Here is an 11,787-nt window from a genome sequence, read left to right on the forward strand (position 1 = left end):
GAGCTGGGTTGGGCCGACACCGTGCAGCTGGGGATCGACCAGGGCCCGATCGTGCTGATGATCGAGAACTGGCGCAGCGACTTCGTGTGGAAGGTGATGCGGCGCAACCCGTACATCCGCAAAGGCCTGGAGCAGGCCGGCTTCACCGGCGGCTGGCTGGACACGCCCGTGCCCTGACCCGCGCGCAGCGGCCGCTTGTTGCCGCTGGCCGCGGCCGAGGCGCCGCACGAGGGCGGACCCGACGCACCCGTGTCGGTCAGGGTTCGAGCGTCGCCACCCGCGAGAGTTTGGACACCCCGTGTTCGTCGAACGCCTCGACGGCCACCACGTAGCGCACGCCCTTGTTGAGCGAGCGCAACTGCAGGTGCGTGGGCTGATCGGCGAAGCGCTGGTAGGTCTCGTGCAGGCGGTCGGGGGCGAGCCCCCAGCGCACGTTGTAGCCCACGGCACCGGGTACCGGCTTCCAGGCGATCTCGGCGTTGCGTGCGTCCGCATCGCGGGTGGCGGACACCAGCTCCGGTGCCGGCGGGGGCGGGCCGTCGGCGTTGCCGAATACGCGCAGGTCGGAGATCGCCAGGTGCTTCGCGCCGACATGCACGTGCACGTACCGCACGTAGCGGATGTGCGCGGGCTGGTCGAGTTCCAGGTAGGCGTTGGGCCGGTCGCGCGTCTCGTGCGAGAGGTCGGCAAGCGTGGTCCAGTGCGTGCCGTCGGTGGAGCCTTCGAGCTTGAACTGCGTGACGATGTCCGGCGCGTCGCCGTAGCGGCCGGCCTTGTAGTCGGTGAAGTTCACCTGCACCGCGCGCACGGTGCGTGCGGCGCCGAGATCGACGGTCAGCGTCTGTCCCGGCGTGTTTTGCGCGGCGACCCAGTAGGTGCGCGGGTTCTCGTCGGTGACCTCGGCCGGGCCGTGATCGGGCAACTGCGACGAGGCGGTGGCGTGCTTGCGCCAGGACAGCAGCATCCAGCCGGTGAACGTGCTCTCGCCGGGCTTGAGCTTGTGCTCGGGCATGCGCTGCGGGAAGTCGCCGAAGCGCGTGTCGACCCACATCTGGCCGTCGTCGTGATAGCCGGCGGGGAACAGGTCGACGCGGCGCTCGAAGCGCCAGTTCACGGCCACCCACATGGTGCCGGTGTTCCAGGTGTTGCCGTAGGCGTCGTCGAAGGTGGAGCCGTGGCCGGCGCCGACCACGAAGCCGCCGGGCTTGTAGCCGATCGGGTTGTAGGGCGCGTAGTGGAACGGACCGAGCGGCTTGTCGCTGGTGTAGACGCCGGTGGCGTAGACGTTGAACTCGGTGCCGGGCGCGCCGTACTGCAGGTAGTAGGTGTCGCCGTGGCGGTTCATCCAGGCGCCCTCGACGTAGGGGTCGATGCTTTCGTCGGTGTGGTCCTGGCCGAAGCGCTCCCAGCCGTGCTGGTCCGGATGCAGGCGCAGCAGGGCCTGCGGTTTGCCGGCGAAGGTGACGCGCTTGCCTTCGCCTTCGTCCGCGTGGTCCAGCGCCAGGTCGATCTGCGCGCCGTAGATCGGGAAGATGTTCGAGGAATCCCAATACAGGTACGTCGTGCCGTCCTCGTCGCGGAACAGGCCCGGGTCCCACGGGCCGGGCGGCAGGTCGCCGGGCTTCATCTCGCTTTCGTGGCCGGCCGAGACCGCACCGGGGACCGGCGGCAGCAGGCGGGTCCAGAAGTTCCAGTGGCCGTGCACGGGGTCGGTGGAATAGAGCAGCGGCACCGGCTGCATCGCCGACTGCATCAGGAACAGCTTGCCGTCGGCGACCAGCGTGGCCGGCGCCACCGGACCATCGAACGGCCAGCGGTCCGGCTTGATGAAGTCCCAGTGCAGCAGGTCGGTGGAGCGCCAGTAGCCGTCGGCCAGGGTCAGGAACAGGTAATACGCATCGCCGTAGCGCACCACCGCCGGGTCGGCGCCGGTGCGGTAGGAGACGCCCTGGTTCATCTGCTCGTAGTTGTAGCGGTAGTCGACGTCGACCGGGTTGGCCCAGGTGCGCCCATGCCGATTCACCGCGGCGCCGGCAGCAGGAGCGGCAAGGGTGCCGACCACCAACAGGGCGAGGGCGAGGCGGGAACGGACAGGGCAGGCGTGTGGCATGGCATGCGACCTCGGTCGGAACGGGGACCCACGGGTCAGATGTGGATCTTTTCACTCCCGGTCGTGTAAATATCTCACGCTCAAGCGGGCGCTGCCGCCTGCATTCCGTGCGTCCATGAAACGATCATCGATCTCCTGCTTGTATCCCGCCGTACTGCTGCTCGCTGGCACGTTTGCCTGTGCAGATGTCCATGCCAAGGGAGACGCCGACGCCTTGCCGCGCGCCGCGGCACCGTCGAACGCACAACTGGCCTCGCCCGCGATCGAGCGGCGGGTCGACGCGTTGCTCAAGCAGATGACGCTGGAGGAAAAGATCGGCCAGCTCGTGCAGTACAACGACCAGGGCTTCAGCGCGCCGACCGCCGCCAACGGCGACAAGGCGCTGGCCGCCAACCCGGAGACCAAGACCCAGGTCGACGCCATGGCGCTGGCGAAGCAGGGCCGGCTCGGCTCGATGCTCAACGTGATCGGCGCGCAGAAGACGCGCGCCTTCCAGGAAGCGGCGATGCACAGCCGCCTGCACATCCCGATCCTGTTCGGTGCGGACGTGATCCACGGTTACCGCACCATCTATCCGGTGCCGCTGGGCCTGGCCGCGTCGTGGGATACCGCGCTGGTCCATGACCTCTCCCACATGTCCGCGACCGAAGCCACCACCGCCGGCGTGAAGTGGTTCTATTCGCCGATGGTGGACATCTCGCGCGATGCGCGCTGGGGCCGCTCGACCGAGGGCGCGGGCGAGGACCCGTACCTCGGCGCGGCGATGGCGCGCGCCTACGTGCGCGGCTACCAGGGCACCGACCTGTCGAAGCCGGACAGCGTGGCCGCCTCGGTCAAGCACTTCGCCGCCTACGGCGCGGCCGAGGCCGGGCGCGAGTACAACACCACCGACATGTCCGACATCCGCCTGCGCCAGGTCTACCTGCCGCCGTACAAGGCCGCGGTCGAGGCGGGCGCAGCGACCATGATGAGCTCGTTCAACGCGCTCAACGGCGTGCCGGCCACCGCCGATCCTTATCTGATGGACGAGATCCTGCGCAAGGAATGGGGCTTCGACGGCTTCGTGGTCAGCGACTACACGGCGGTGATGGAGCTGACCCACCACGGCGTCGCCCTGGACGCCGCCACGGCGACGAAGAAGGCGCTGGAAGCGGGCGTGGAGGTGGACATGATGTCCCACTTCTACGACACGCAGATCCCGAAACTGCTGGCCGACCACAAGCTGTCGATGGCCACCGTGGACGAGGCGGTGCGCCGCGTGCTGCGGGTGAAGTTCGCGCTGGGACTGTTCGAGCATCCCTACGCGCAGGGCACCGAGGTGACGCACGCGATGCCCGCACATCGCCCGCTGGTGCGCCGCGCCGCCGAGGAGTCGTTCGTGCTGTTGCGCAATGCGCCGGCCAACGGACAGCCGGTGCTGCCGCTGGGGCCGGGCGTTAAATCAGTGGCGCTGATCGGCCCGCTCGCCGATGCCTCCAACGAGATGCAGGGCGCCTGGGGCGGCGCAACGCAGGCGTCCGACGTGGTGACGTTGCGCCAGGCGCTGGAGCGGCGCATGCAGCAGCGTGGCGGCCGCGTGCTGTTCGCACACGGCGCCGACATCCTGAGCGATTCGACGGCCGGCTTCGACGCGGCCGTGCAGGCGGCGCGCCAGGCCGACGTCGTGGTCATGGCGCTGGGCGAATCGTCGGAAATGAGCGGCGAGGCCGGTTCGCGCGCCTACCTCGACCTGCCGGGCAACCAGCAGCAACTGCTGGAGCAGGTCGCAGCGACCGGCAAGCCGGTGGTGCTGCTGGTGTTCTCCGGCCGGCCGCTGGTGCTGGACTGGGCGGCCCGGCACGTGCCGGCGATCATGGCGGTGTGGTTCCCCGGCACCGAGGCGGGCAACGCGCTGGCCAACGTGCTGTTCGGCGACGTGGCGCCCAGCGGCAAGCTGCCGATGAGCTTCCCGCGTGCGGTCGGGCAGGAGCCGCTCTACTACGACCAGTTCCCGACCGGACGCCCGGCCGGCGATGCCGACCTGTCCAGGCCGCCCAGCGGCGGCGACACGCGCTTCGTCTCGCGCTACATCGACGTGCCGAACGACGCGCTGTTCCCGTTCGGCTATGGGCTGAACTACACCAGCTTCGCCTATTCCGACGTGCGCGTGTCGCGCAGCACGCTGCCGCTCGCCGAGGCCAACCGGCCGGATGCGCGCTCGCTGGTGACGGTCACCGCCACGCTGACCAACACCGGCAGGCGCGAAGGCACGGAAGTCGCGCAGCTCTACGTGCGCAACCTCGGCGCCAGCGTCGAGCAGCCGGTGCGCAGCCTGAAGGGCTTCCAGCGCGTGACGCTGAAACCGGGCCAGTCGCGGCAGCTGCGCTTCGAACTCGGCTTCCCGGAGCTGTCCTTCTACGACGTCCACAGCCGCCAGGTCGTGGAGCCCACGCACTACACGGTCTGGGTCGGCGGCAGCTCGCAGGCGACGGGACAGGCGCAGTTCGACGTCGCACCGTGACGGCGGGGCAGCCGAAATAGAGGGGCTTAAACCTCGTCCGAAGGAGTGGAACCGATACCGGGCGAATTCAGCCCAGACGCGCGCGAGCCGCCCCGATCAACGCACGCAGCTTGGGTGCTTCCGCAGCGCGGCGGGGGAAATACAGGAACAGGCCTGGCTCCTCGATCGCGGCTTTGGGCAACACCGGCACCAGGCGGCCGTCACGCAGGTGGTCGGCGACCAGCGGCTCGAAAAGGTAGGCGATGCCTACGCCGGCCAGTGCCAGGTCGATGGCGAACAGCGAGTCGGACACGCGTGCCGTGCCCCGCACGGTCACGGCCACGTCCTTGCCGCCCTCGCGCAGCTCCCAGGCGTAGGTGCCGCCGGTGCTGGCCTGGCGGTAGTTGATGCAGTTGTGAGTCTGCAGGTCGGCCACGTGCGCCGGTACGCCATGGGCTGCGAGGTAGGTCGGCGATGCGACCATGATCGCCCTGACCGGTGGGGTGAGCCGCACCGCCACCATGTCCTCGGCCACCATCTCGCCCAGCCGCACGCCTGCGTCGTAGCCCTGCGCCACGATGTCGGTGAGGGCGTCGTCGCAGGTCACGTCCACCACCAGGTCGGGATGGCAGGTGGCCAGTGTGACCACCAGGTCGGTCAGCACCATCGGCAGCGCCACGCGCGGCGCGTTGATGCGCAGCGTGCCGCTGACCACGCCCTTGAGTGCACGCGTCGCCTCGATGGCTTCGCCCAGTTGCTCCAGCACCGGCAATGCGCGCGCGAAGAAATCCTCGCCGGCTTCGGTGAGCGCCACGCTGCGCGTGGTGCGCGCGAACAGCGGCGCCTTCAGCCGCTCCTCCACCAGCCGCACGGCGTGGCTCACCGCCGACGGGCTCATGCCCAGTTCGGCCGCCGCCGCGGCGAAGCTGAGCCGTCGCGCGACGGCGGCGACCACGGGGAGATGGGTGAGCACGTCACGATCCATTGCTGAACAATATCGAATAACCCGTGCGAATCAAACGGAATTATCAATTGGTCCCCGCGGGCGCATCGTAGGTCCCAGAGGCGCCATCCCCGCGCCGAACAAGGAGACTCCCCATGGCAACTTCCCTGGTCTGGTTCATCACCGGCGCATCCAGCGGGTTCGGCGACGCCTTCGCCCGTCATGCGCTGGCACGCGGCTACCGCGTGGTCGCCACTGCCCGCGACACCGGCAAGCTCGCTGCCCTGGTGGCACAGGCGCCCGAGCGCGTGCTGGCACTTCCGCTGGACGTCACCCGCGAAGGCGACGCCGAGGCCGCCGTGGCCGCGGCGGTCGAGCGCTTCGGCCGCATCGACGTACTGGTCAACAACGCGGGCTACGGCATCGTCGGCGCCGTGGAGGAAACCCCAGCGGACGAACTGCGCGCGCAGATGGAGACCAACTTCTTCGGCTCCGCCGCGGTGATCCGCGCGGCGCTGCCCGTACTGCGCGCACAGCGCACCGGCGCGATCGTCAACATGTCCAGCATGGGCGGGCAGATGTCCTTCGCCGGCTTCGGCGCCTACTCGGCGAGCAAGTTCGCACTGGAGGGCTTGTCCGAGGCACTTGCCGCCGAAGTGGCGCCGTTGGGCATCAAGGTGCTGATCGTCGAGCCGGGTGCGTTTCGCACCAACCTCGCCGGCGCGGCGATGAAGCATATGCCCGAACTGGACGCCTATCGCGACACCGTGGGCGGCACCCGGGCGTTCGCCCGGTCCATGCATGCCACTCAAGCCGGGGACCCGATGAAGGCCGCCCAGGCGATCGACGAAGCGCTACGCGCCGAACGGACCCCGCTGCGGCTGCAGCTTGGCCAGGACGCGCTGGACGCGGTGCGCGGGCACGCCGAGCAGTTGCTGCGCGACCTCGACATGTGGACCCGGGTCGGCACGGCGACCGCGCGTGATACGGACGACCTGGCCAAATAAATCGCGTCGCAGTCCCCGATAGGCAGAGCGGATCATCGGGGGCGCAAGTGTTGCCTGCCGCGAGGTGAGCACCTTTTGGACCCAAGGCACCTGCCGCGCGGGTCGGGAAGCAACAGAAGAAGGACGCTCCGACCGCTTAACCTTGGCCTTGGGCCTTGCGGGTAGCCTCGATCAACGCCTGCGCAAAATCGCTCGCGCATGACGGGACCGCCGGGCTATCCAGGGTGGCGATGCTCCAGGTCCGGCGCAGTCCACGCGACGTAATCCGCGTCCGCTGGAGTTTCCTGCGGCTGGCGGGTGCGGCAAGCACCCAGTCCGGAACGATACCCACGCCCATGCCCGCGGCGACGAGCGCGATGATGGGGTCGGTCCACTGCAGCTCGGTCATCCGGGACAATCGCCCGCGCACGGGCTTGAGCGCCGCGCCGAGAACGCCCGCGTTCGCCTGCGGCGAGCTATACACGATGACGTGCTCGCTGATCAGGTCCTCGACCGTCACATGCGTTTTCGCGCCGAACCGGTGGCCGCGCGCGCTGACCACCACCAGCTCGTCCTTGAACAGGGGCGTGATGCGCAGGCGCGGGTTCTCCTCTTCCATGTTGAGGATGCCCATGTCGATGCGCCCATCCAGCAGTGCACGCACCGGTTCGTGGGTCGCATCGCCCACGATCTTCAGCTCGACGTGAGGGTGCGCCCGGTAGAAGCGAGCCATCACCTCCGGCAGCCAGTGCAGGGCGGTGTAGCACTGGATGCCCAGGCGCAGTTCGCTGGAGAGGCCGCGCGCGCGTCCCCGCAGCCGCTCCTCCAGATCACGCATGCCCGCCAGCAGCTCGCGGCCGTGATCCAGCGCCAGGCGGCCTTCCGCGGTGAGCACCATCTTCTTGCCCAGGCGGTGGAAGAGCCGCAACCCGAGCTCGGCTTCGATGTTCGCCAGCTGCTGGCTCAAGGCCGGCTGCGATAGATGCAGCTGGGCGCCGGCCGCGGTGAGGCCTTCGCATTGCGCGACCGTCTGGATCAGGCGAAGGTGCTTGAGGTCCATGCAAACCGGGCCTTCAGAATAAGATTTACGAATCATATCCAAAGAAACATTCCATTGGATGGATGGGTGATCCCGGGCTACCGTGGCGGAAATCGTCCTCCGGAGAGTCCGATGTCCCGCACCGCCTTTCTCATCCTCACGTCGCTGTTGCTGGCCGCCAGCGCCCACTGCCAAGCGGAGGCGCCGAGCGCCGCCGATCGCGCGGCCATCGCGCAGACCGCGCTGGATTTCGAGGAGAGCTGGTATGCCGGCGACGCCGCGCGCATGGCGCGCGCGCTGCATCCGCGCTTCGTGATGCGGCACGTGGGCATCGACCCGCACAGCGGCGCCAGCATCCTCACGCAGGACATCGGCGCGCAGCAGCTCATCGAACTCACGCGCGAAGGAAAGGGAAAGGTGGCGCCCGACAGGCAGCGCCACGATGTGACCGTGCTCGACGTCTTCGCCAATGCCGCGACGGCCAAGATCGTCGCCTGGTATGGCGTCGACTATTTGGAACTGGCGCTGTGGAACGGACGCTGGGTGGTGGTCAACGTGCTCTGGGGCAAGAACCCTGGCTGAATCAGGCCGGGCCGGGAATAGCCGTCGTCCAGCGTGTGCAGAAAGGCGATGATGTCCCGGATGTCCTGGTCGGTCAGCGCCGGCGTGTCGCCGATGTGGCGATCGAAGGGGGCATCGGTCGTGTCCACGTTGGCATGGTAGGCCGCGGGCAGGTCGTCGTAGAGCGCCAGCGTGCCATTGGCGTCGCGTGGATAGACCTTTTCCGGCGCCACGGCGCGCAGGTTGTAGAAATCCAGCACCTGCCTGAGCGTGCGGTAGACGCCGTTGTGGAAGAACACCTGGCGGCGGTCCACGTTGCGCAGGGTCGGCGTGACGAACATGCCGCAGTACTGGGTCTGCCGGGCCAGGTCGGTGCGGAACGGGCCGCACAGGCCCAGGTCGTGGAAGTGCGGGTCGCGGTTCCTGGGCAGCGCGGGATTGCGCGGCACGCCCAGCGCTTCGTACTGGGTGTCGGTGAACAGCGGCGGCAGCCGGTCGGGCGTGACCTTGCTCAGGTGGCAGGCGGCGCAATTGCCTTTCTGCGGATCGTTGAACCGGTCCAGGCCGCGCGCTTCCGCGGCGCTCAGGCGCGCCTTGCCCTGCAGCCAGGCGTCGTACTTGCTGGTGAAGGGATGGAACGAAGCGTCTTCGATTTCGAAGCGGCCGATCGCGAACATCGCCTCGGCGACCAGCCGATCGGGGTGCGCGAGGATGCCCTCGCCGAACAGCTGCTGGAACTGTGCGTGGTACGGGCTGGCGGCCAATTTGGCGGCGACCTGTTCGATGCTGGTGTTGGCCATCTCGACCGGATTGAGCATCGGCACCAGCGCCTGGCGTTGCAGCGACGCGGCGCGGCCGTCCCAGAACAGCCCGCCCATCGGCACCAGCGGCGCGCTGGCCGACGCGGTGCCGGCCGACTTCTGCGCGCGCGCCGTCTGGCCGGCGGTGCGGGCCAGGGTGTCGAGGTTGGCCGGTGCTTCGGCCTCGCCGGCGTCCGGCCCGATGCCGAAAGGCTGCTGCCGGTACAGATAGGCCAGCGACAGCGGCGGGCGGAAACCCAGCTGTCCCATGCGCGCGCCCCCCGGTTGCAGCGTCTGCCCGTTGGGCGGGTTGTAGCCGTGCGCCGGGTCGTGGCACGAGGCGCAGGACTGCCGGCCCGAGGCCGACAGCGCCGGATCGAAGAACATGCGCCGCCCGAGCTGCGCCACGGCGCTCAACGGGCGATCCGGCGGCAAGCGCAATTCGACGGGGTGCGGATTGATGCCGTTGCTTACGACGGCAGTGTCGGATGCCACCGGCGCGGCCTGCGCGTGGTTCATCCAGGCCAGCACCAGGCCTGTGCCGACCATGGCAGCCAGGCATAGTGAACCGCCGAACCAGCGTGCGGCGGCCTGATGAAAACGGGTGGCGAGCGCGCCACGCGCTGCGCCGGAGCTGATGCGGAAAAGGGCCATGGTGGTCGGTCTCTGCAGCGACGACCGCTCCGCCAGGCAAGCCCGGCGAAACGGTGGTGGGACGATGCTCGCCGGGTCATGCGCAGACCGGCAGGACCGCGCACGAGCCGACGGATCACCGCAGATCAGTAGCGCCAGGGCCTCGGCCAACGACCGCGGCCGTGCCCATGATCCGGATCGGACGACGCCACCTCGGTGCCGCTATCCGGATCAAGGAACAGCGGCTGGGTCGCGAACGCGCGACCACGGTGGAAGTCGAACATGTCCATGATGCTGCCGGAACTGGCGTCGTTCGAACCCTGGCCGATGCGCTCGCCGTCCAGCCAGTTGTCCTCGATGAAGCGGACCACCGAGGACTGGGTCACGCGGTTGCTCGCCACGTAGTTGCTGCGGGCATACGGCGACAGCACCAGGAACGGAATGCGCGTACCCGGGCCGCAACGGCCGTTGACCACCTTGCCGTCGATGCCCTTGCCGGGCTGCGCCTGCGGGCTCGTGCAGAGGCCGGCGCCGTTGAGCTGGTCAGCGGCCGGATCGGCCGACGAGGTGGTCGGCGCCGCGTAGCGGTGGTCGTACCAGCCGTCGGAATCGTCGTAGGTGATGACGATCGCGGTGTCCTTCCACTCCGGCCGGCTCTCGATGAAGTTCACCAGCTGCACCAGGTAGGCCTGCTCGTCGAGCGGGTCCGAATTGCCCGGATGCGCGTCGCCCACCGCCGGCGACTTGATGTAGCTCACCGCGGGGAAGTTGCCGGCCTTCACGGCCTCGTAGAAATCCGCGAGGTCGTACGCGTGGTGCACCGGCATGTCGGTGGCGTCTTTCGGATCGGCGTGGCCGACGTAGTCCAGCGAGGTCGGGCGCGCGTGGGTCGGGTTGAGGGTGGAGGCGTAGTACTGGAACCAGGCGTGGTGCGGGATGTAGTCCGTCTTGCTGCCGCCCAGCACGTCCGAATAGGTGCTGCGGGCGCAGCCGGTGCTGCCGTTGTCGTTCACCGCGGTCAGGTCGAAGCCGCCCATGAAGCTGCCCCAGCTGATGTGGCGGGCATTGAGCAGGTCGCCGATGTTCTTCGAGGTCATCTGTACCGACTTGCTCGCCTTGGAGCAGACGTCGAAGGCCGGGTCGGGATCGCCGGTGACGGTGTAGCCGCCCTGGCCGTCGGGCGTCACGCCGCTCGGCGTGGCGCCGGCCGGGATGATCGCGCCGGCGATGGTGCCGGAGACCAGGTGCAATGCACCCGGCGTCGATGGGCCGTAGGTGTCGGTGTAGGCGTTGTCGTTCATCGCGAAGCGCTGCGCGTAGTTCCACAGCGCGGTGACGGTGTTGCCGTCGTAGTAGCCCATCACCAGTCCGTGGGTGCCGAAGGCGCCGGTGCTGCTGACGGTATTGTTGCCGGTGTACAGCGGGAAGAGGTCGGCGTTGCCGTTGTCGTAGGCCTGCTGTTCGGCCGTGTAGCCGTGGTTCTGGCCTTCGGTATTGGCCTGGGTGCGATCCAGCCGGAACGGATTGACCGCGTTCACGCCATTGGCCGGGTTGAGCTTGTTGGGGTTTGCGGTGAGCAGGCGGGCATCCAGGCCTTCGACCTGCGGCGTGAACGGCCTGGCGTGGAAGGCCGGCTCGCCGTCCGGGTTGGCCGCATGCGGGTAGGTGGCGAAGTAGTGATCGAACGAGCGGTTCTCGTCGAAGATCACCACCAGGTGCTTGATCGGCGTCGCGGTGCGGGCTTCGCCCCGCGGCGGGGTCCATCCGGACGACGCGGTCGGGTTGGCGTGGTCGTCAGTCGCGCTGACCTGGGCCGAGGCGGCAAAGGCGAGGCTGACGACGGCAATGGATGCCGGCAGTAGCGCCTTGCGGAACATGGAAAGACTGGGCATGAAAGACTCCTGGTAGAAGAAGTGACGATGCCGGCCATGAAGGACCCGAAGGTCCGCGGATTCCCCAAGCGGTGTCTGCGATGCGTTCGTGCGTGTCCCCAGAGACCCCACGATTCAAGCACCCGGATATGAAGGTTCCGGGACAGACAGCCGGTGGATTCGCCACCGTGTGCAGGCGCGAGGCGTGGAGCGAAGAGCGAACGGCTTGAACGCACGTTCCTGCGGCTGTTGCGGGGGAGCTGGATGCCGGGACGGAGCAAGTCGAATGTCCTCGGCTCGGTGGTCGCTTGCGGGCGCCCGCTGCCTGGAGCTACACCCTTGCTTGGAAGACCTCGAATCGAGCG

9 protein-coding genes are annotated in these 11,787 nt (G+C 68.6%); 4 read left to right on the forward strand and 5 right to left on the reverse strand.

Annotated elements, in window-relative coordinates:
• Positions 1–177, forward strand: a 177-nt coding sequence (locus tag HOQ08_RS06865) for a glucoamylase family protein (protein ID WP_291192665.1), incomplete at its 5' end; no start/stop codon positions are given.
• 79 nt (positions 178–256) lie between these two features.
• Here the strand turns inward: HOQ08_RS06865 and HOQ08_RS06870 are convergent.
• Positions 257–2,110, reverse strand: coding sequence for a family 43 glycosylhydrolase (locus tag HOQ08_RS06870; protein ID WP_291192649.1), 1,854 nt, complete (start codon positions 2,108–2,110; stop codon positions 257–259).
• 139 nt (positions 2,111–2,249) lie between these two features.
• On the opposite strand from HOQ08_RS06870, the gene HOQ08_RS06875 reads away from it, so the two are divergent.
• Positions 2,250–4,610 (forward strand): glycoside hydrolase family 3 N-terminal domain-containing protein, encoded by a 2,361-nt coding sequence (locus HOQ08_RS06875; RefSeq protein WP_291192651.1) that lies wholly within the window; start codon positions 2,250–2,252, stop codon positions 4,608–4,610.
• 67 nt (positions 4,611–4,677) lie between these two features.
• Here HOQ08_RS06875 and HOQ08_RS06880 read toward each other — a convergent pair whose 3' ends face one another.
• Positions 4,678–5,562, reverse strand: a complete 885-nt coding sequence (locus tag HOQ08_RS06880) for a LysR substrate-binding domain-containing protein (RefSeq protein ID WP_291192653.1) — start codon at positions 5,560–5,562, stop codon at positions 4,678–4,680.
• 125 nt (positions 5,563–5,687) lie between these two features.
• Between HOQ08_RS06880 and HOQ08_RS06885 the strand changes: the two genes are divergently transcribed.
• Positions 5,688–6,539 (forward strand): oxidoreductase, encoded by an 852-nt coding sequence (locus HOQ08_RS06885; RefSeq protein ID WP_291192655.1) that lies wholly within the window; start codon positions 5,688–5,690, stop codon positions 6,537–6,539.
• Between the two features lie 136 nt (positions 6,540–6,675).
• On the opposite strand, the gene HOQ08_RS06890 is transcribed toward HOQ08_RS06885, so the two are convergent.
• On the reverse strand, positions 6,676–7,614 hold the full coding sequence (locus tag HOQ08_RS06890; RefSeq protein WP_343203814.1) for a LysR family transcriptional regulator: 939 nt from the start codon (positions 7,612–7,614) through the stop codon (positions 6,676–6,678).
• On the opposite strand from HOQ08_RS06890, the gene HOQ08_RS06895 reads away from it, so the two are divergent.
• Positions 7,501–8,139, forward strand: a complete 639-nt coding sequence (locus HOQ08_RS06895; protein WP_291192659.1) for a nuclear transport factor 2 family protein — start codon at positions 7,501–7,503, stop codon at positions 8,137–8,139. The genes HOQ08_RS06890 and HOQ08_RS06895 overlap by 114 nt on opposite strands.
• Here HOQ08_RS06895 and HOQ08_RS06900 read toward each other — a convergent pair.
• Both HOQ08_RS06900 and HOQ08_RS06905 read right to left on the reverse strand, forming a co-directional pair.
• On the reverse strand, positions 8,067–9,572 hold the full coding sequence (locus HOQ08_RS06900) for a cytochrome c peroxidase (protein WP_291192661.1): 1,506 nt from the start codon (positions 9,570–9,572) through the stop codon (positions 8,067–8,069). The two genes, HOQ08_RS06895 and HOQ08_RS06900, sit on opposite strands and share 73 nt — an antisense overlap.
• A 125-nt stretch (positions 9,573–9,697) precedes the next feature.
• A complete protein-coding gene (locus HOQ08_RS06905; protein WP_291192663.1) occupies positions 9,698–11,443 on the reverse strand; it encodes an alkaline phosphatase family protein in 1,746 nt (581 codons plus the stop codon).
• Positions 11,444–11,787: the final 344 nt, after the last annotated feature.

It is taken from the genome of Frateuria sp. (assembly GCF_013362045.1).
GTDB lineage: Bacteria > Pseudomonadota > Gammaproteobacteria > Xanthomonadales > Rhodanobacteraceae > Frateuria_A.

Excerpts from the sequence above, each read along its gene's own strand:
- HOQ08_RS06870 (WP_291192649.1), bottom strand. The coding sequence starts at position 2,110 with ATGCCACACGCCTGCCCTGTCCGTTCCCGCCTCGCCCTCGCCCTGTTG.
- HOQ08_RS06885 (WP_291192655.1), top strand. The coding sequence starts at position 5,688 with ATGGCAACTTCCCTGGTCTGGTTCATCACCGGCGCATCCAGCGGGTTC.
- HOQ08_RS06895 (WP_291192659.1), top strand. The coding sequence starts at position 7,501 with ATGCAGCTGGGCGCCGGCCGCGGTGAGGCCTTCGCATTGCGCGACCGT.
- HOQ08_RS06890 (WP_343203814.1), bottom strand. The coding sequence starts at position 7,614 with ATGATTCGTAAATCTTATTCTGAAGGCCCGGTTTGCATGGACCTCAAG.
- HOQ08_RS06900 (WP_291192661.1), bottom strand. The coding sequence starts at position 9,572 with ATGGCCCTTTTCCGCATCAGCTCCGGCGCAGCGCGTGGCGCGCTCGCC.
- HOQ08_RS06905 (WP_291192663.1), bottom strand. The coding sequence starts at position 11,443 with ATGCCCAGTCTTTCCATGTTCCGCAAGGCGCTACTGCCGGCATCCATT.